This is a genomic window from Prosthecobacter sp., assembly GCF_044232965.1.
Lineage (GTDB): Bacteria > Verrucomicrobiota > Verrucomicrobiia > Verrucomicrobiales > Verrucomicrobiaceae > Prosthecobacter.
The window spans coordinates 126,665-145,826 of record NZ_JBIIKX010000005.1; the positions used below are offsets into that span (position 1 = coordinate 126,665).

Genomic DNA, 19,162 nt, shown 5'->3' on the forward strand with positions numbered 1-19,162 from the left:
GATTTTTCACATCCGCGCCCGGAAGGCCAGTCAGAAGATGAATTCTGCGCGGTTAAGCCATCTCGGTCCATGTCCCGCGCGTCACGCCGAGCTGGCTCTGGGCCTTCAGATCGCGCCAGATCTCGTCGCCATCGCGCTGACCGGCCAAAAGCTCCTGGTAGGTGCGCAGGACGATCATCGCCTCGTCGGCGTCTTCTTCGAGCAGTTCGACGCGGAAGCAGCTCAGACCAAAATCACGCAGCTCGGAGAAGAATTGCGCCCCAGTTTGCGCCACGGCATTGAAGAGCGTGTTGCGGCATCCGACATCGGCTTTGAGCGGATGGTTCATGCCTACTCGGTCGCGCAGATGCACGCGATGGCGGTCACAAGGACGCCCGCAGTTCGTGAAATCGGTTCCCTTGCTCAAAAACGCCGCGAAAGCGCAGTGCTCCATGTGAAACATCGGCATGTGCTGGTGCAGCGTGAGCTCAAACCACGACGGCGGCGCGGCGGCGAGCAAATCGACGACCTGCTCGATGTTGAGATCATAGCTGATGGTCAGCCGCTCCAGCCCGGCCTTTTTCAAAATCTCCGCCGTGAGCGGATTCGCCACGTTGAGCGAGAAATCGCCCGTCATTGGGATGCCCGCATCCTGGAAGAACGACATGGCTCCGAGATTACGAATGAGCACGCCATGCGGCTCCGCGCGCTGGATGAGCTTGAAGAAGCCCGCCTCGCCGGATTTTTGAATGCGTGGCGTCGCAAGCCAGACCTGCGCCGTGTCGCTGGCGGCTTTGATGTGCTTCACCGCGTCCGCGTAGCGACGGATGTCCTCGAAGTCGAGGTAGAGACGCGGGATGCCCAGCACGAGTGCCGCCTCCACATGCTCCTGCGTGCGGCACAAGGCATGGATATGGAGTGGCGACGATTCGTCGCCTTTCCCACGAGCGGGCATGAGGCTTTCGAGTGTCACCAGGCTTCGTTCAGGTTTTTTTGGCGACGAGTCGTCGCCGCTCCAAAGCGTCACCAACTCACGTCGCATGCGGTTCAGCTCGCTGATCGGCAGCATCACTTCGCCCTCGACCTGGAAATCCACGCTGCCGAGTTCAAACTCCGTGCCGCCGAGGCGGCTGAACTGCTCGATGAATGCGGACGGTGTCAGTGGGCGCTTCATCGCGGCCTGCAAGGGCATGGCGGAGGCGATTTGATGAGCGCCGCTGCGCACGACGAGAGGCTCGCCAGCCTTGCCAGTGACGTGGAGATCAAGCTGATGCTGCTTGCGAATGGGCAGATCACCTTCAAACGACTGCCGTAGCGAGCGATTGAGCGCGGGATCGCTGGTTTTGAAGACGCGCATGCCGATTTTGACATCCTCCATGCGGAAATGACCATGGCGGAAGCTCAAGGCGTTGCCGCGCATCTCATAAACACTGCCGCCTTGTTCGTAATTGGTGTCGGCAAGGTTCTCCAAGACCACACCGTCGCCCGGCTTCATGGCGATGTGCAATTCATCAAGCTCCAGCGTGTCCGCACCGAGAATGCGTGTGACCTGGCCGACATACGGGCCGCGTTTCTTACCGTAATAGGCTCCGACGAGTTCCTGGTGATTCACGCCATGCATCCAGCCGGGATAAAGGCCGCGTGAAAAGGTCATTTCGAGCGCGTAGCGGTCGTCTTCCGTCGCGGGCGCCGGTTTTCCGGCCAGCGCACGATCAATCGCCGCGCGATACACCTGCGTGACACCGGCGACGTATTCCGGCGTCTTGAGGCGACCTTCGATTTTGAAACTGCGAATGCCCAGCTCGATCAAGCGCGGGATTTCATCCACAGCGGCGAGGTCTTGAGGCGAAAGCAAGTAGCGCTTGTCGCCGAGGTCGCGCTGTTCGCCATCAACGATCATTTCATACGGCATGCGGCAGGCCTGCGCGCATTCGCCGCGGTTCGCACTGCGGCGGCCGAGCGACTCGCTCGTGAGGCACTGACCCGAGTAAGCCACGCATAACGCGCCATGCACAAACACTTCCAGCGGCACATGCGCGTCCTTGAAACGCTCCAGTTCGCGCAGCGAAAGCTCACGAGCCAGCACCGCTTGGTCGATGTTGAGTTGCTTGGCGAATTCGAGGCCTTCAGGCGAGGTGATCGTCATCTGCGTGCTCGCATGCAGCCGCAGGCCGGGCGTGAGCGCCTTCACCATGCGTGCGAGGCCGAGGTCCTGCACGATTACCGCATCCACACCGCTGCTTTCGAGCAAACGAAGCTGCGTTTCGGCATCCGGCAGCTCTTTGGTGAAGATCAGCGTGTTGAAGGCCACATAACCCTTCACCCCATGCGCATGGAGGAACTTCATCAGCTCCGGCAGGTCTTCCTCCGTGAAGTTATCCGCCCGCAGGCGCGCATTGAAGCGCGGCATGCCAAAGTAAATCGCATCCGCCCCGTTCGCGACCGCCGCGCGGGCGCAATCCCAGTTTCCGGCGGGAGAGAGGAGTTCGGGACGTGGCGAAGTGGAAGGTAGCATGCAGCCTATGGTTACAGGCGCACGGCCCCACACTCAACCGACGATGATGCCCTTCGCCTTGCGCTCTTTCTCGCGCTCCAGCAGCGGGATTTTCTCGGATATTTCGAGCACTTGAACGCCTTGGTCACCAATCTTGGAGAAAGTGAGGTTGCTGAGCGCGGGAACTTCGGCGGCGAGGCGTTTGAAGACGTCTTCGATGGTATGGATGCCATTCGAGCCACCGAGGGCGACGATGAGGTCGCGGAGGATTTCCCAGGTGTCGCGGGCGTTGCCAGGGGCTTTGACGGCCTTGTTGAGGCGCTGGAGTCGGCCGGTGACGTTGATCATGCTGCCGCGCTTTTCGGCATAGGCGGTGCCGGGCAGGACAACGTTGCTGAGTTCGGCGCTGGCGTTGGCCAGAAGGTGCAAAGTGGCGATGAAGGGCACTTTTTCGAGATCACGCTGGGCGAAGCCGACTTTGAGCAGGTTTTCACCGAGGGCGAGAACGGCGCGGAGGCGGCCACGGCTCATCATTTCGGTGATTTCGGCGATTTTAGCGCCGGGTTCGATGCCAAGGATGAGTTTGGCGCCGTTGGTGTTCGGATTGAGGTCGTCGGCACGGAGGTAATTATCCGAACCGCCGGTGCGTGGGATGACATCGACATTGGTGGTACCGAGCTGGGCGGCGAGATGCTTCACGAAGAACAATTCCTCGTTCGTCATGCGGGCGCTGGCGATGATGGCGATCTCCTCGCCCTTCTTGCCGGCCAAAGCGGTGGCGATGTTGCTCAGCGCGGCCTTCCATGTGGCAATGTTGTGCTTGCCGCCAGTTTTGATCATCGGGTCGGTGAGGCGGAACTCGCTGTTCACGAAGTGGAAGTCGAGACGGCCGCTGTCGCACATCCAAGTGGAGTTGACGTCATTGTTATCGCGCGGTGTCTGGCGGTAAATCGTGTCGCCACGGGCGCCGATTTCCATGTTGCAGCCACGACCGCAACCGGTGCAGATGCTGTTCGTCTCGGTGAGGAACCACACGCGCTGCTGGAAGCGGAAATCATTGCTGGTGAGAGCGCCGACGGGGCAGATGTCCACCGTGTTGAGCGAGTAGTTGTTTTCGAGGCGCTTGCCGGGATGCACGGCGAGCGTGGTGTGGCTGCCGCGCTCGGTGAAGCCGAGCACAGGATCGTCGGCGATCTCAGCGGTAAAGCGGATGCAGCGGCTGCACATGATGCAGCGCTCGTCATCCAGGCGCACTCGGGGGCCGATATCGACATTCTTCGGCTTCTTGACCTTGTCTTCGCGGAAGCGGCTCTCGCCTTTGCCGTGCTCGACGCTGAACTCCTGGAGGCGGCACTCGCCAGCCTGGTCGCATATGGGGCAGTCGAGCGGGTGATTGATGAGGAGGAATTCCATCACGCCCTTGCGGCATTCTTGCGTGAGGACGCTTTCGGTGCGGATGCCCATGCCTTCGGCGACGGTGTTCGCGCAGGCGATGACCGGACGCGGCATCCAGCCGATTTTCGGCATGCCGTGCTCGTCTTTCTCCGGCTCGGTGCCGGGCGCGGGACGCGGCGGCATGCCCATCTCGACGAGGCACATGCGGCAGTTGCCGGGGGACGAGAGCTTCGGGTGGTAGCAGTAGTGCGGGACTTCTGACTTGGCCTGCTTGCACGCCTCGATCATGCGCGTGCCTTTGGGGAACTTGTGCCAGACGCCGTCGATCTGCACATTCACGAGATCGACCGGAGGGGGGGCGGCGACGGGGGCGGGAGCTTCGGCGGGGGCAGGCATGAGCGAAGGGGAAAAGGGGGCGTTCGGGCGATTATCGGAGCGGGGAGGGGTGCGGCAACCCGATTTTGTGAAAAGTTTCACAAGCTCACGGCCTTGTTGCTTTGCCAAGCGGTCTCCGCGTGCCATTCATGCGCCCCCGCCATGCCCATTCCGGTCATTTTAAACCCCGCCGCCCGCAGCACGAAAGCCGCCGCGCTCGAACATGCCCTGCGCAGGCTTTCCCCAGAGCCGGAGCTGCATCTGACGACCGGGCCTGGCGACGCAGCCCTCATTGCTGAAAAACTGGCCGCAGCAGGCCACGAACTCGTCGTCTCCGCCGGTGGCGACGGCACGATGAACGAGGTGCTGCAAGGCCTCTGCCGCGCGAATGCCCTCCGCCAACCCGGAGAAAAGCACACGACGCTCGGGGTTTTGCCACTCGGCACGATGAATGTGTTTTCCGTGGAGCTGAAGCTGCCGGGCCGGGACATCGAAGGCTGCTGGCGCGAAATCACCTCCGGCCAGCGCCGTGAGGTCGATCTGTGGATGGCGAATGACATGTACTTCGCCCAGCTCGCCGGGGTGGGGCTCGACGCCCAGATCGTGCAGGAGACCTCGTGGGAGGCGAAGAAGAGATTTGGCCCGCTGAGTTATGTGATGAGTGCCGTGAACGTGCTGATGCGCCCGCCGCCCACGCTCAGCGTGCAGATTGATGGCAAAGCGCCGCTGCTCGGCACCGTGGTGCTGATCGGCAATGGCAAGCACTACGGTGGGCCGTTCCCGCTGTTCCGCGACGCGTCGAACACGGATGGGAAGCTCGATTTGATCATCTTCCGCGGCCTCGGCGGGCTGGAGTTCCTGCAACTGTTGCGCGGCATGCTGCTGGACGGCTACCAGGAGTGCGAATACCTCGACTACCTCCAGGCCTGCGAGTTCACCGTGACCTCGGACGCGGGCGAGACGCCGGTGGAACTGGATGGAGAGCTAGCGGAGCTGAACGCGCCCGTGGTGTTCCGCCCCGCGCCGTTTCGCCTGAGTGTCGCGGTTTGAGGCTCAGGACTGGAGGTAAAGCCTCGGCACGCGGGCGTTGATGTTCGTCAGCACTTCATACGGGATCGTGCCCGCCCAGTCGGCCACGTCCTGCGCGGTGATGGAGTCGCCGATGATCGTCACTGCGTCGCCGTTGTAGGCCGTGCCCCATTCGAGATTCACCATGAACTGGTCCATACACACACGGCCCACAATAGGATGCCGCTCGCCGCGAATGATGACCTGCCCGCGATTGGACAGAGCGCGGAAATACCCGTCGCCATAGCCCACGGGCACGGTGACGACGCGCACCGGATGATCGCTGGCCCAGGTGCCTCCATAACTCACCGCGTTGCCTGGCTGCACGACCTTGAAATACACCACTTGTGATTTCCAGCCCAGCGCTGGCTTGAGCGCGACCGTTTGCGCCGTTTCACGCGACGGATACACGCCGTAGAGCATGATCCCTGGTCGCACGAGGTCGAGATGGCTCTCGGGAAGCTGCAAAATGCCGCCGGAGTTTGCGATGTGCCGCTGTGGCGGCTTCAGGCCACGTTTGGGATAAAATTCGAGCACTTCGAGGAATCGAGTGAGCTGCGTCCGCGCCGCCGAGAGGTCTTCCGCGTCCGAGCTGGCGAAGTGCGAATAAATTCCGGCCACCTCGACGTTGGCGAAGCCCAGGCTGGCCTCCAGCAGCTTTTCCGCGCTGTACCAATGCACGCCAATGCGCTCCATGCCGGTGTCGATCTTCAAATGCACGCGTGCTTTCGTCCTGGCCGCTGCGGCCGCCTCGTCAATCTGTCGCAGCTTGTCGATGGACGACGCCGACATCATCAGATCATGCGCGATGAACTGCGGGATCTGTCGTGTCGCGACGCCGCCAAACACCAGAATCGGCACCGTGATGCTTGCCTGCCGCAGGGCGACGGCTTCCTCAAGCAAGGCCACGCCGAAACACCCTGCCCCATGCGCCGCCAGATGCCGCGCCACCTCGACGAGGCCGTGTCCATACGCGTTCGCCTTGACCACCGGCATCACCTCCGCCGTGCCGACATGCGCCCGGATCGCGTCAAAATTCTGCGCGATAGAGCCGAGGTTCACCTCGACGTGGGTGGGGCGGATGGCGTCCGGTTCACGATTCATGAGCCGTGACGATAGGCGGGCTTTCAAATTTTCGCTCCCGAATTTCAAAGCAGAGTCGCGAACACCTCTTCTCCAGCCTGTCGGGAATCAGGGCTTGCGGGCCTGACTGCTGTCGCAAGGAAAGCGACAGGTCACCCTCACGCCACGGCGTGGCTTGGCGGCAATTTTAAGGCTGCCACCAATGAGATTTGCCCGGTAGTCCATGACTTGCATGCCGATCCCATGGCCGGCCTTGCGGCTGGCTTTGCTGATGCCGGAACCATCGTCCTCAATGGTCAGAACGCATTCCCTGTCCGAGTGACGTTTGAGAGAAATGGAGATTTTGGCGGGTTTGCCGTGCCTGATGGCGTTGTTGGCGGCCTCCTGGGCGATGCGGTAAATGTGGGTCTCCATCTCCGAGTCACGAATGTGAACACTTGAATCGACTTCACAGACGCATTGGGTGCGGTGATTGATGCGGATGGTTTCGGCGAGCAACTGCAGCACGCCGCCCAGACCACGATTCTTCACCGCGGCTGGAGACATGCTGTGGGACATTCGGCGGACTTCCTGGATCGCCTGTTGAATGAGCTGTCGGATGCGCTCGGCACTGTCTCGCTGCCGGCCTTCCAGCTCGCTTTCCAGCGCCTCAATGAGGGTCGCGACACCGGTCATCGTTTGTCCGACGCCATCATGAAGATTGTGCCCGATGCGCGCCTGCTCCTGCTCGGAAATTTTGAGAATCTCCCGCTGCATGCGGTTGCGCTCGGTGAGGTCGGTTCCGGTCACGATGATGCGGTCAACCGTGCCGTCTGGCGCGTTGGTGGCGACGCTCGAAAGGGAGAACACATGAGGCTTACCATCCTTGGCTTTGAGGATGGTTTCTCGCGGTGGATTGGAGCCACCACCTTTGAGTAGGACTTGGAGCCGCTCCATTGCTCGCAGTTTTTCCTCGGGGTCCATAATGCCGACAGCCCATGGCGTACGTCCAAGCAATTCCTTCCGGCTGTAGCCGAGGATGTCCACCGTGGCCTGATTCACGTGTTCCATGCGTCCTTGGCGATCCAACAATACAATGATCACGGAAGTGTGATCGACGAGCGTCTCGTTGAACTTGAGTTCACGTAAATACTTTGCCTCAGCAAGCTTGCGATCGGTGATGTGTTCGACCACGGCAATGTGGTGGCTCGGTGCCTCACCAGGCTTCCACAGCGGCGAGACGGTGAGGCTGACCCATACCACCGGGCCTTTGGCACGCAGGTAGCGCTTCTCCATGGTGAAATGGCTGATCTTGCCATCTCTGAGATTCTGCATCTGCTCCAAGTCAATTTGCAGATCATCGGGATGCACGAAGTCCATGAAACTCCGCTCCAGGATTTTCTTTCGGGGCAATCCGATGATCTCGCAATACCGGTCGTTAATGTTCAGGAATTTGCCGGTGAAGCTGTCGCGTATCGCAACACCCACGGCGGCCTGATCAAAGATGGCACGGAATTTCTCCTCGCTTTCTCGCAAGGCTATATCCGCCTCTTTTTTATCGGAGATGTCTTGGAACGTGCCGATCAATTTGATGATTTGATGACCTTCGAAAACGGGGGCGCCTTGGGATCGCGCCCAAAAGGGGCGCCCCTTGGCGCTGATCACGCGTAATTCCAAATCATAAGGCGTGCCTTTCTCAATCGCGGAATTCACGGCCGCCCGAATGATTGGCCGCGCTTCCGGAGCATAATAGTTAATCGCTCCTTCAAGGGAAGGTGCCTCTGGAACATCGACTTCAAAAAGGCGGCAAGTCTCCAGTGACCAGACAAGCTTTGAGGTTTTCAAATCCAGCTCCCAACCACCAATTTTCGCGATTTCACCCGTGCGCAGCAGTAAATTGGCGACATGGGCCAACTCGATTTCAGTTTGCTTTCGATCCGTGATGTCATGCGACCAGACGAGCAGACGCCAAACTTTGCCATCAGGTCCAGTAAGTGGTTTGCAGTTTGTTTCACACCAGATCCAGGAACCATCTTTGCAGCTCGTGCGATGCTCGATCCGGGTGGCCTTGCCTGCCAGGTTTTGGAGGCGTGCTCGTTCGACGGTTTCGATATCGTCTGGATGAATGCGGGAGCGCCAATCACTGCTTTGCAGGTCTTCTGGTGTCCAACCCGTCTTGCGATAATAAGACGGGCTGATGTAGAGCCGGTTCCCTTTCGTGTCGTTGAGACCCACAATGTCGTCGCAGTGATCGGCCAGCAGGCGGTAACGTGCCTCGCTTTCACGCATCGCCGTCTCCGCCTCTCTGCGCGCACTGATGTCCGTGAGCAGCGCCATCGCGCCCACATAGACGCCGTTGGCATCTGTGATGGGATTGGTGGAGACAAAGGCCCACAGCTCGGAGCCGTCCTTGCGCAGGTATTTGAACTCAAACTGCTCGGCAATGCCTCCTTTGCGGCGTTTGATCAGCCGGGCCAGCATGGCGCGCCCTTCGTCGTCCAAAAAATCGTCGATCGGCCGCCCGATCATCTCCTCCGCCTTGTAGCCCATCATCTGAGCCATCTTTGGATTGACGTAGTCGGTCAGTGACGCGGCATTGATCGTCCAGACGCCCTCTTCCGCAGTTTGCACGATGCGCCGGTAGCGCTCCTCGCTTTCTCGAAGCGCCAGTTCTGTTTGCGCAAGCCTTGTCACTGCGGGCGCTGGACGCGAAAGCGCGGCTTTCCGGCCGCCTTTGATCTGGCTCTTTTTCGTCTTGGAGGATGGTTTCATGTCGGCTGCCAGACCGTCACCACAACGGACCGCCGGAAACAGACTTGCAGAACGCGACAATACAACCACCCGTTTGCGCGGTGGTCAGAGGTAAGCGGAGGTCATGCCTCCGCTCTGTTGGGCCGCTTGAAGACCAGGACAAACTACATCCGGCAGATGAGCAGCTCGCGCTCGTAGATCAGCTCTTTGGGCAGATGCGTCTTCAGATCGAGGAACAGCTCCTCATGCGAGAGGATTTCCTGCCGCCAGGCGGCGCGGTCGAAGTGCTGCAGCTCCTCGAACTTCTCCTTCGAGAAATCGAGGCCCTTCCAGTCGATATCCGAGTAATGCGGCACCCAGCCAATGGGCGTTTCCTTGGATTTGCCGTGGCCGTTGGAGCGATCGACGATCCACTTGAGCACGCGCATGTTTTCGCTGAAGCCGGGCCAGAGGAACTTGCCGTCGGCGTCCTTGCGGAACCAGTTCACATTAAAGACGCGCGGTGTTTCGCTCAGGTTGCGCTGCATGCTGATCCAGTGGCGGAAGTAGTCGCCCATGTTGTAGCCACAGAAGGGCAGCATGGCCATCGGGTCGCGGCGCACCTTGCCGATGGTTCCCGCGGCGGCGGCGGTCATTTCGCTGCCCATCGTCGCGCCGGTGTACACACCGCCGCTCCAGTTGAAGGCCTGATACACGAGCGGCATCGTGGTGGCACGGCGACCGCCGAAAATGATCGCGCTGATCGGCACGCCTTCGGGTTTTTCCCAATCGGGATCAATCGTGGGGCACTGCGAGGCGGGCGCGGTGAAGCGTGAGTTCGGATGCGCGGCCTTGACACCTTTCTCCTTGGCGATTTCTGGCGTCCATTGATTGCCCTGCCAGTCGGTGCATTTGGCGGGCGGCGTGTCAGTCATGCCTTCCCACCACACGCCACCATCAGGCGTGAGCGCCACGTTGGTGAAGATGGTGTTCTTCCGCAGCGAGGCCATGGCATTTGGGTTCGTCTTGTCGCTCGTTCCAGGAGCCACACCGAAGAATCCAGCCTCAGGATTGATCGCATGGAGCCGCCCATCCGCGCCGGGTTTGATCCACGCGATGTCATCGCCCACGGTCCAGATCTTCCAACCCTTGTCCGCAAAGTACTTCGGCGGAATCAGCATGGCGAAGTTGGTTTTGCCGCAGGCGCTGGGAAAGGCGGCGGCCACATACGTCTTTTTTCCCTTCGGATCTTCGACGCCAAGGATGAGCATGTGCTCGGCCATCCAGCCTTCATCACGAGCCATCGCGGAGGCAATGCGCAGCGCGAAGCACTTCTTGCCGAGCAAGGCGTTGCCGCCGTAACCGCTGCCGTAGCTCCAGATCTCGCGTGATTCGGGGAAATGTACGATGTACTTCTCCTTGTTGCACGGCCAGGCCACGTCCTTCTGGCCTTTTTTCAGCGGTGCGCCGACGGTGTGCATGCACGGCACGACGCGTTTCTTCGACTTGTCGATCTTCTCGAAGACCTTCTTCCCGATGCGCGCCATGATGCGCATGTTCACCACCACATACGGTGAATCCGTGAGCTGCACACCGATCTGCGCCATCGGCGAATCCACCGGCCCCATGCTGAAGGCCAGCACATACATCGTGCGGCCCCGCATGCAGCCGTTGAAGAGCTTGCGGAGCTTCTCCTTCATCTCAAAGGGGTTCATCCAGTTGTTCGTCGGCCCCGCGCCTTCTTTGGCGTTGCTGCAAATGAACGTGCGCTCTTCCACGCGCGCCACATCGCTCGGATCGGACTTGGCGTAGAAGCAGCCGGGCCATTGCTTCTGGTTCAGGCGTGTGAAGGTGCCTGCATCGACCATTTCATCGCAGAGGCGGTCGTACTCGGCCTTGGAGCCGTCCACCCAGTGAATCTTGTCCGGTTTGCACAGAGCGGCCATTTTGGTGACCCAGCGCTGAAGGTGAATGTTTTTGCTGAGGGGTTTCGAGGAGGAAAGTTTGGTCATTGTCGGAACGCGCGGTTGGCGCGTCTCATACACGCGGCTTTCATGCCAAATGTCCACCGCAGAAGCCTCGCGTATATTGGCGAAACTGCCGCCGGACCTACCTCCTGCGGCGCAAAACGAGCGCCATCAGGCCGATCATGGTGAAGCACGTCCGTGTTGGCTCTGGAACGACGGCGAGGCCCCCCCGTGCTGCTGAACAAAGCGTGCCTCTATTGATGTCTGTGCCGCCCAGGTACGAGTTGGTGCCTTCAAGCTATAGCGTTCCCGTGCCGGTCTTGGTGATTTTTCCGGCTCCTGTCACGACCGCCTCGTCATTGATCCTGAGCAGCGAGTTTGAGGAGGTGGCGAATACATTGTCTGCCGCCAAATGGATGGTCAGCACACCGTTATTGCCACGAAACACGACGCTGGTGTCCGCGTTTTGCAGCGTGATGCCGCCGTGCAGGGTGAGAACGCGGTCGGTTGTTCCGGAGAAATTGGTGTCCACATTGAGTGTCGTTGCCAGTTTCGAGTTGATGTTGTCAAAGGTGATGGTGCCCAGTGTCCGTGCGGCGCTGATAGACAGCGTGGAGATGGTGCCCGTGCCATTGCGATTATCGATGACCACATGCGAGTTGCTGGCATTCGGCGGTATGACATCGCCAGCCCAATTGGCAGAGACACCCCAGGAAGATCCCGCGCCAGTGTCGCTGCCATCCCAGTAAGTCGTGGTTTGTGCCCAAGCAGCCTGGCAAAAGGCAAGTGTGATGACGAGGGCGACGGCAAATTCGCGCCAATGACCGCGCTGTGGCGCCAGCAAAGCAAGCGCGTTTGTTTTGAGTGAGGGGTCCATGCACATTGAGGGGTGTGCATTGATTTAGCAGTCGCGGTGCCATGGCTTGAGGCGGCACCTCACCAAAATGGGTGAGGACGTTGCTGGCGCGATCTACTGCGCGGGAGTCAGGCTCGCTTGCACCCGCTGGCATTCCTTTGACTTCGGCTCGCCGGACAGGCTGATGCCAAGATGCTTGGGGAAGTATTCTCGCAGGGTGCTCACCAGCGCCTTTGCAAAGCGCAGCCGGTTCTCTGCCGTGTCTCGCAGGCGCGGGCGATTCGCCTCGATTTGCAGGCCGGTGATGTTTTTGTCAGCCTTGCAATGCCGCGCGATGGTGTAACCGCCACGAAAGAACGGCTCAGTGGGCACCCGCATGCGCGGACTTGGCGTGGCGGGAAATCCTCGCGCCTCAAGCAGCGCGCCGAGGCTCAGCGGGCCGCGCAGGAGGTCAACGTGGCTTAAATCGCTGCGTTCAACGATCCAACGCAGGCTGCTGGCGTTTACATAGGTCGATTCATTCAACGCCTCGTCGCAATCTGCCAGATCAAGCGCGTTGTGCAGATAACCCAGCTCCACGCGCGGATCAGCATGCCCGTGGCCGTGCAGGTCGATCAAAAATGCCACGCTAAACTGCCTCACCGCTGCTTCACAGGCAGTTTCGATGAACGCGTGATGCTCCTGCCACGCCTGCTCCGCCAGCGCGTTGCCTTGCGCGGCCTCGGCGAGGTCGCGATTCGCGTCCAGTTTGCTGCGGTGCAGGCGGCACACCACGAGATGGATGTGGCGGCCCGTTTCGGCATGAATCACCGCCGCAATCGTTCGTGCCAGCTCCTGCGTGTTCGCATCAATGTCCGTCACGCCGCTGGTGCGGTTTGGAATTTCCGCAGGCGTCAACCGGCCGCCATGCGGCGCGGCGATAACGAGCGGCAGCTCGCCGGGGACGTATTCGATGAAGTTGCGCTGCCCGAAGACGCTGTTTCCCGGCACCAGATCTTCCGCATGACTGCTGAAGACCATGCCAAAGACAACAATGGCGCACAGGAGCTTCATGAATGCTAGGAGTCCTCCGGGATGATGCGCAGCACATGGCTGGCCTGGGTGAAATACCAACTTGTCCGCTTGAAGGGGCGAAGCTGGAGGCCATCCGGGATGGTTTCGCCGTTCGAGTCCGTTGCTCCGCTACCGGTGCTGTCGAGGATGAGCGGCAACCCTTCAGGCGAGTTGCCGATCTTGCCGACCCAGAGCACGACATGCGAAACGTTGCCCTTGTTGCTCTTCACGAAGAGCAAATCGCCGGTGAGCAACGCATTGGAAAAATCCTCGTGGCTTTTCGGCAGCTCAACGCGCCTCACCGGCACGCTGCGGCCCGCGCCTGGGCCGGCGGCCTCGGTCATTTCCGACTGTGTTTTGATCCCGGTGGAGGGAAGGATGCCAAGCGCGAGATTGTACACGAAGCCGGTGAAGTTGCTGCAATCCACGCCTTTCCCCACCGGTGTCTTTTGCTCGGGATCACACGGCCAGTCGGCGGGCGGGTCCCAGTCCGGCACATGATGGTGCTGGTAGCTGTAGCCGATGAAACGCATGCCCGTGGCGATCACGCGCTCGCGCGACCACTGCGGCGATTTTTTCGCCAAACCGGCTGGTGGATCGAAATGCCGCATCGCCGGACCCCAGTAACCCCAGCGCGTTTGATTCGACGGGTTGTACCAATCACGAAAAGGCACGCTGGCATGATCTTTCCAATCCGAACGCGGCCCTTTGAGCAGATCACCGATGAGTTCCTCCTCCGGGAAGGAAAATTTCACGCTGTAGGGCGACTTGTAGGCGTTCTGCGCCTGCGCAACACCGAGCAGCGCGAAGATGAAGACCAAGGCGCGCAGGATCATGGCAGCACGGCTTCTTTCTTGTCCCCTGCGGCCCAGAAGACACCGCGTGGGATGAGATTCTCCAGGCCGGGTGTGCCTTCGGGATGCGGACTGGAGACGAACACACGTCCTTTGCCAAACGTGCCGATGGCCTGGGCTGCTGAATTAACCTGCACGCCAGCGGGTGTGTCATTTTTTGCCACCTCGGTGCGAAACAGCGCCAACGGCGTGTAGGCGGGTAGATCGGTGCGGGTCCACGGTTTCAGGATCGGTCCGTTGTTGTAGCGCACCTTGAAAACGCCTGGTACATCACCCAGCAGTGGCTTGCCTGCCTCCGTCATCTCCAGGTCGAGGATCGCCTGCCCGCGCCGCCATTTGCTGGAAACCGTGCCCGCGTTCAGAATGCCGAGTCCCCACGAAAAATTCGAGCACGCCAGGTAAGCCCCCGCGCAGATGCCCACATAGCCGCCGCCGTTGCCCACAAACTCGCGCACGTTTTTCAATCCGGCCTCGCCAATGCCCTTCGACTGGCCGGAGCCACTGCCACCAGGAAAAACGAGCACGTCATACGCGCTGAGGTTCAGCGTGCCGATCTCCTCACCGCTGAGGATGACCGTCGTGGCCTCGGTGAAAGGCTTCATCACCTTCACCACCGCATCCACGCTGCTCTGTGGCGCTCCAGGTCCGCTGTAAACGCCCACTTTGATCGGCCGCCGGGTCTCCGGCAGCGCGATGACCGTCTTGTTGCCGTTCACATCTGGCGGCACGACAAATTTCGTCGTCTTTGGCTTCTCCTCGTCCTGAGCCAAGGCCGGTGCGCAGACGCCGATGATGGTGAAAAAGAGCAGGTGCTTGAGCAGGGTCTTCATGAGTGTGGGTGCCGGATGTGGACAGCGCAGATCGTGCGCCATGGGGCGTTTCCGTCATCTCACCAAAATAGGTGAGGCAGGAGCTGGAAATGACGAATGGCGAATTCCGAATGACGAATGAATATCGAAGCCCGAATGACGAGACTGCGGTCCAGCACCCACAACCTGCCACGCGCCCTCGCGCGGCTTGTTTCGTCATTCGTCATTGATTCGCTTTGCTCTCCCCTTCGGGGCAGCCGTTGGCTGTCTGTCTCGCTTTGCTCGGCTCTGATTTCGTCGTTCTCCCCCGCCCAGGGCGCGGACTCGCGCTGGGTGGACCGGCTCGCCTTCTGGTCATGGTCAGAGCTGGAAACACTCAGCGCCGGCATCCACGAGCGTGAGCAGCAGCTCGCCAGGCTGCCCGAACTCATGCTGATCAACAGTTGCCTCCGCATCGGCCTCAAGACCGGCTACACCACCGAGGAGGACGTGCGCTGGTTCGAGCTCACGCTCAAAGAGGCCGCGTCGGTGGACAGCATCGTGCTTGTGCCGCCGCTGGCGAAGGGCGCGAACGCCGTTGTGGCCGGCTACGGTTTCCCTGTGCGCTTCAAGCTGGAGGTCTTCGATGAGCAAAATCAGCCGCACGTCATCCTGGATCAGACCGCATCAGATTTTCGCAATCCCGGCTGCTTTCCAGTCGTCGCGCGATTTGAGCCTCGTCGCATCAAACGCGCGCGCTTCACCGCTACCGACCCGTGGTCGGTCGATGGCCCGGAAATTCTCGCCATGGCCGAGATGCTCGTGCTTTCTGGGGATCGCAATCTCGCGCTCGACGCCACCGTTACCAGTTCCAGCTCCCGCAACGCGCCGCGAGCCTGGACGCGGCTAAATCTCATCGACATGACCACGCCGCTCGGCCTGCCCGTGGCTCCGCAAAGCGGCGGCACACTCGGCTTTCACAGCGCCGTCTCCGACAAGGCCGACGACGAAAAAACGCTCACGCTCACGCTGCCGGAAGTCACACCGCTCGATGAGATCCGCCTCGTGCCCGTGCGTCGCAAAGACGTGCCGCTATGGTTCGATTACGGCTTCCCCGTCACCTTCAAGGTCGAGGCCGCCACAAAAGAAGACTTCAGCGATGCCGTGCTGCTGCATGAGGTCACGGACAAATTTCAGCCAGCGCCCGGCATGAACCTCGTCTGCATTCCAGCACGGCGCACATCTGCCAGATTCATCCGCATCACGACCAAACAGCTTTGGTATCGCAAGGGTGACCACGTCTTTGCCCTCGCCGAGTTTCAGGCCTTCAGCGACGGTCAAAACATTGCCCAACGTGGCCAGTTCACCGCCAGCGATGTGCTCACGGGCGACGATGCCGCAAACTGGAGCCTCGCCGCCCTCAACGACGGCCTCACCGAAGGCGGACGCCTCATCTCGTTGCCCGAATGGTTCACTCAGCTCGAAACGCGGCAGAAACTCGAGCGTGAGCGCGATGAACTGAGATCGAAACGAGACGCCCTCGTCGAGCGCTCGCAGCGCCAGCTCGTTTATGGCAGCGTCGGCAGCGTGGGCGGGATCACTTTGCTCTTTGGCCTCCTGTTCTGGCGGCAGCACCTACACCGCCGCCGCGATGCGCAGCGCCTGCATGATAAGCTCGCGCGTGATCTGCATGACGAGATCGGCTCCAACCTCGGCAGCATCACTCTCATCTGCTCTTTCGCCGCGCAAGCCGATGCCACTCCCGATTCGATGCGCGCCGACATCGCCGAGATCGAGCGCGTCGCTGCTGAAACCGCCGACTCCATGCGTGACATGGTCGATCTCATCAGCACCCGCCGATCCGAGGCCGAAAATGACTGGCTCGACGTCCTCCACCGCCTCACCGAGCGCCTCCTCCGTCATCACACGCTCGATTGCGCCCTGCCCGCCGCTCCCCTGACGTTGGAGCCGGACATCGAGACGCGCCGCGAGTTGTACCTGTTCTGCAAAGAAGTCCTCCACAACATCGCCAAGCACGCGCAGGCCACGAACGTGCGCTTCCACCTCGCACCCACCACCGACGGTCTCCGCGTCGAGATCACCGACAACGGCCTCGGCTTCGACACCGACCAATCCTCCAGCGGCCACGGCCTCGGCAACCTGCGCGAACGCGCCGCTGTGATGAAAGCGAATCTGCAAATTCTCTCAAAGCCCGGCGGAGGCACCACCATCACCCTCGACGTGCCGCGCGGGCCACGCTGGCTCAAACCTGAAACATGAAACCTGAAACTCTGATTCAGACCTGGATCGTCGAGGACCACGACACCTTCCGCCGCTCCTTGCAGCGTCTCTGCGCGCCTGAGCGCGGCCTCGCCGCAGCGCCCGCCTTTGCCAACGCCGAAACCATGCTCGCCGCGTTGAAAAGTGCCCCTGCCGATCAAAAGCCCGACGTGCTACTCCTTGATGTCGGCCTGCCCGGCCGAAGCGGCCTCGAAATCATCAGCGACGTCCACAAACTCGCCCCCGACTGCCGCATCGTCATCCTCACCGTCTTCGAGGACGAGGAAAAAATCAGCCGCGCCATCAGCGCCGGCGCCAGCGGCTACCTGTTGAAGACCTCACGCGCCGAAACCGTCGTCGAGGCCATCATCGAAGCCTCGCAAGGCGGCTCGCCCATGTCACCCAAGGTGGCGACCAGCGTCGTCAAAATGCTCGCCAAGCTCACCAAGCCCGCCGCGCAGCCCGTTTCGCTCTCGCCACGCGAGCACGACCTGCTCAAACTTCTCGTCGAAGGCCTCACCGCCAAAGAAATCGCCGATCGCCTCCAGGTCAGCATCCACACCACCAGCACGCACACACGCAACCTCTTCACCAAACTCGGCGTCCACAGCCGCGCCGCCGCCGTGGCTCGTGCGCTCAAGGACCGGTTGGTGTGAGGTGAATTACTTCAACGCCGCCTCAATCGACTTCGCCACTTGCTGGCCCATGAGTTCATAGCCTTTGGCATTGAAATGCACATCCTTCGGATTGGCGATGCCTTCGAGCTGTGGGGCAAGGAAGGCGTGCAGGTCGTTGATGATGACGCCGTGCTTCTGCATCACTCGCCGAGCGATTTCGTTCTTCTCGGCGATTTGAGTGACAATTTCAGGTCCGTCCTTCGTGTCGGGCGGCACAGGTGTTGTGGTGGCGAAGATGAGCTTCGCGCCGGTTTGCTTCATGCGAGCGATGAGGGTTTCAAGGCGCTGCTCGTAGTCGGCGGCGGGCGTCTTGCGGTCGTGGATGCCGAAGTTGAAGTGAATAGCGTCCCATTTGCCGTCACCGAGCCAGATGTCGATCTTCTTCACGCCATTGGCCGTGGGACCGCAGTTTTCCGGCGCACGATGCACATTCACCTTGCCAGCCATGACCTTCCGCACGTCGAGCGTGTAGCCGCGTGAGATGGAGTCACCGATCAGCAGCACGCGCGGCAGCTTGGGATCATCCTGCACAAAATCCCAGGCGTTGGAGCGGCCTGCGATCTTATCCTTTTTGTGGAGAGGCAGATAGAAACCATTGCCCAGATTCTGCTCCAGCACGGTTTCCCAGGCCTGTTGGTCGGCAGGCAGTTTCGCTTTCCAGGCTTGGTATTTTTCATCGACTGCCTTGTCATCTGCCGCCTTCTTAGCGGCAGCTTCGGCGGCGTTCGTGGGCTCGTTTTGCGATTTGACCTGCGCGTTCGCGATTCCCGCGAATGCCAAAAGAAGAAGGAGTGATCGCATGCTCATTTCTTCGGCAGATGTTCAGTGATCACGGCGGAGACCTTCTCGGCGAGGTAGCGAGAACCTTCCGGCGAGTAATGCACGTTGGCAGGAAGTTGCGCCTCCGGTTTGGCGAGAGCATGAGCGCGCAGATCATCGGTGGGAATGCCGGCTGCTTTCATCACGCGGGCAGCGGCCTCGTTGTATTTCACCTCATCACCTTCAATGCGGCCATCAGAACCGGCGGGAACATGCGTGGTGTTGCACCAGATGAGCTTCGCACCAGTCGCCTGCATGATTTTCACGAGTTCGGAGAGGTTCTTCTCATAATCGGCCAGCGGCACCTGGAGATGCGATCCGGGAGCCTTCGGGTCGGCGCGTTTCGAGGGATCTTCGGCGATGTATTTCAGATCGTGCAGGCCCCAGTTGAAGTGAATCACGTCCCACTTCGACTCGCCGAGCCACGCCTGAATGTTTTTGAGGCCGTTCGTCGTCGGTCCGCCATTGGTGGGGATGCGATGCACGTTGGCCTTGCCCTTGAGCAATTCGCGCACGTCGAGCGTGTAGCCCATCGAGATCGAGTCGCCGATGAGCAGCACGCGTGGCAGACCAGCCACGTCCTCGACTTTCACGAGCGAGGGATTGGGTTTGCGCTCGCGTTTGACGGGTTTTTTGGGTGTTTCGGCGAGCGTGACGGCGGTGGCGAGCAGGACGAGAAGGAAGAGGTGTTTCATGCGCGCACATCAACGCGTTCCCAAAGCCCACATTTCGGCGAAGAAGGCCGTGCTTGACCACGGGCGGCGT

General features: G+C 60.6%; 15 protein-coding genes. 3 read left to right on the plus strand and 12 right to left on the minus strand.

The window, feature by feature from the left end:
* Window positions 1-52: 52 nt before the first annotated feature.
* Window positions 53-2,494 (minus strand): DUF3656 domain-containing protein, encoded by a 2,442-nt coding sequence (locus ACILSI_RS03985; protein WP_395720553.1) that lies wholly within the window; start codon window positions 2,492-2,494, stop codon window positions 53-55.
* A 33-nt stretch (window positions 2,495-2,527) separates the two neighbouring features.
* Window positions 2,528-4,264, minus strand: coding sequence for a molybdopterin-dependent oxidoreductase (locus ACILSI_RS03990; protein ID WP_395720554.1), 1,737 nt, complete (start codon window positions 4,262-4,264; stop codon window positions 2,528-2,530).
* A gap of 141 nt (window positions 4,265-4,405) precedes the next feature.
* Here ACILSI_RS03990 and ACILSI_RS03995 point away from each other — a divergent pair, with 141 nt between their 5' ends.
* A complete protein-coding gene (locus tag ACILSI_RS03995) occupies window positions 4,406-5,293 on the plus strand; it encodes a diacylglycerol/lipid kinase family protein (RefSeq protein WP_395720555.1) in 888 nt (295 codons plus the stop codon).
* Between the two features lie 3 nt (window positions 5,294-5,296).
* Here the strand turns inward: ACILSI_RS03995 and alr are convergent, their stop codons facing one another.
* From alr to ACILSI_RS04035, 8 genes are all read right to left on the minus strand, one after another.
* Window positions 5,297-6,415 carry an alanine racemase gene (gene alr, locus ACILSI_RS04000; RefSeq protein ID WP_395720556.1) on the minus strand — a complete coding sequence of 373 codons (1,119 nt, stop codon included), beginning with the start codon at window positions 6,413-6,415 and terminating at the stop codon, window positions 5,297-5,299.
* 87 nt (window positions 6,416-6,502) lie between these two features.
* Window positions 6,503-9,145 (minus strand): PAS domain S-box protein, encoded by a 2,643-nt coding sequence (locus tag ACILSI_RS04005; protein WP_395720557.1) that lies wholly within the window; start codon window positions 9,143-9,145, stop codon window positions 6,503-6,505.
* Window positions 9,146-9,288: 143 nt separating this feature from the next.
* Complete coding sequence (locus tag ACILSI_RS04010; protein ID WP_395720558.1) at window positions 9,289-11,115, minus strand: phosphoenolpyruvate carboxykinase (GTP); 1,827 nt, start codon at window positions 11,113-11,115, stop codon at window positions 9,289-9,291.
* Window positions 11,116-11,212: 97 nt separating this feature from the next.
* Window positions 11,213-11,347 (minus strand): PEP-CTERM sorting domain-containing protein, encoded by a 135-nt coding sequence (locus ACILSI_RS04015; protein WP_395720584.1) that lies wholly within the window; start codon window positions 11,345-11,347, stop codon window positions 11,213-11,215.
* Window positions 11,348-11,368: 21 nt separating this feature from the next.
* Window positions 11,369-11,947 (minus strand): hypothetical protein, encoded by a 579-nt coding sequence (locus ACILSI_RS04020; protein ID WP_395720559.1) that lies wholly within the window; start codon window positions 11,945-11,947, stop codon window positions 11,369-11,371.
* A 93-nt stretch (window positions 11,948-12,040) separates the two neighbouring features.
* A complete protein-coding gene (locus ACILSI_RS04025) occupies window positions 12,041-12,979 on the minus strand; it encodes a hypothetical protein (RefSeq protein WP_395720560.1) in 939 nt (312 codons plus the stop codon).
* A 5-nt stretch (window positions 12,980-12,984) separates the two neighbouring features.
* Window positions 12,985-13,815 (minus strand): NlpC/P60 family protein, encoded by an 831-nt coding sequence (locus ACILSI_RS04030; RefSeq protein ID WP_395720561.1) that lies wholly within the window; start codon window positions 13,813-13,815, stop codon window positions 12,985-12,987.
* Window positions 13,812-14,663 carry a BPL-N domain-containing protein gene (locus ACILSI_RS04035; RefSeq protein WP_395720562.1) on the minus strand — a complete coding sequence of 284 codons (852 nt, stop codon included), beginning with the start codon at window positions 14,661-14,663 and terminating at the stop codon, window positions 13,812-13,814. Before ACILSI_RS04035 ends, ACILSI_RS04030 begins: the two co-directional genes overlap by 4 nt.
* A gap of 117 nt (window positions 14,664-14,780) precedes the next feature.
* Here ACILSI_RS04035 and ACILSI_RS04040 point away from each other — a divergent pair, with 117 nt between their 5' ends.
* Window positions 14,781-16,901 carry a sensor histidine kinase gene (locus ACILSI_RS04040; protein WP_395720563.1) on the plus strand — a complete coding sequence of 707 codons (2,121 nt, stop codon included), beginning with the start codon at window positions 14,781-14,783 and terminating at the stop codon, window positions 16,899-16,901.
* Complete coding sequence (locus ACILSI_RS04045; protein WP_395720564.1) at window positions 16,898-17,557, plus strand: response regulator; 660 nt, start codon at window positions 16,898-16,900, stop codon at window positions 17,555-17,557. The genes ACILSI_RS04040 and ACILSI_RS04045 overlap by 4 nt, the downstream gene beginning before the upstream one ends.
* 6 nt (window positions 17,558-17,563) lie before the next feature.
* Here the strand turns inward: ACILSI_RS04045 and ACILSI_RS04050 are convergent, their stop codons facing one another.
* Both ACILSI_RS04050 and ACILSI_RS04055 read right to left on the minus strand, forming a co-directional pair.
* Window positions 17,564-18,379 carry an SGNH/GDSL hydrolase family protein gene (locus ACILSI_RS04050; protein WP_395720565.1) on the minus strand — a complete coding sequence of 272 codons (816 nt, stop codon included), beginning with the start codon at window positions 18,377-18,379 and terminating at the stop codon, window positions 17,564-17,566.
* 2 nt (window positions 18,380-18,381) lie between these two features.
* Entirely contained in the window at window positions 18,382-19,092 is a 711-nt protein-coding gene (locus ACILSI_RS04055; protein WP_395720566.1) for an SGNH/GDSL hydrolase family protein, read from the minus strand.
* Window positions 19,093-19,162: the final 70 nt, after the last annotated feature.

Bases quoted from the DNA above. Each gene is read 5' to 3' on its own strand.
- ACILSI_RS03985 (WP_395720553.1), bottom strand. From the start codon at position 2,494: ATGCTACCTTCCACTTCGCCACGTCCCGAACTCCTCTCTCCCGCCGGA.
- ACILSI_RS03990 (WP_395720554.1), bottom strand. From the start codon at position 4,264: ATGCCTGCCCCCGCCGAAGCTCCCGCCCCCGTCGCCGCCCCCCCTCCG.
- ACILSI_RS03995 (WP_395720555.1), top strand. From the start codon at position 4,406: ATGCCCATTCCGGTCATTTTAAACCCCGCCGCCCGCAGCACGAAAGCC.
- alr (WP_395720556.1), bottom strand. From the start codon at position 6,415: ATGAATCGTGAACCGGACGCCATCCGCCCCACCCACGTCGAGGTGAAC.
- ACILSI_RS04005 (WP_395720557.1), bottom strand. From the start codon at position 9,145: ATGAAACCATCCTCCAAGACGAAAAAGAGCCAGATCAAAGGCGGCCGG.
- ACILSI_RS04010 (WP_395720558.1), bottom strand. From the start codon at position 11,115: ATGACCAAACTTTCCTCCTCGAAACCCCTCAGCAAAAACATTCACCTT.
- ACILSI_RS04020 (WP_395720559.1), bottom strand. From the start codon at position 11,947: ATGGACCCCTCACTCAAAACAAACGCGCTTGCTTTGCTGGCGCCACAG.
- ACILSI_RS04025 (WP_395720560.1), bottom strand. From the start codon at position 12,979: ATGAAGCTCCTGTGCGCCATTGTTGTCTTTGGCATGGTCTTCAGCAGT.
- ACILSI_RS04030 (WP_395720561.1), bottom strand. From the start codon at position 13,815: ATGATCCTGCGCGCCTTGGTCTTCATCTTCGCGCTGCTCGGTGTTGCG.
- ACILSI_RS04035 (WP_395720562.1), bottom strand. From the start codon at position 14,663: ATGAAGACCCTGCTCAAGCACCTGCTCTTTTTCACCATCATCGGCGTC.
- ACILSI_RS04040 (WP_395720563.1), top strand. From the start codon at position 14,781: ATGAATATCGAAGCCCGAATGACGAGACTGCGGTCCAGCACCCACAAC.
- ACILSI_RS04045 (WP_395720564.1), top strand. From the start codon at position 16,898: ATGAAACCTGAAACTCTGATTCAGACCTGGATCGTCGAGGACCACGAC.
- ACILSI_RS04050 (WP_395720565.1), bottom strand. From the start codon at position 18,379: ATGCGATCACTCCTTCTTCTTTTGGCATTCGCGGGAATCGCGAACGCG.
- ACILSI_RS04055 (WP_395720566.1), bottom strand. From the start codon at position 19,092: ATGAAACACCTCTTCCTTCTCGTCCTGCTCGCCACCGCCGTCACGCTC.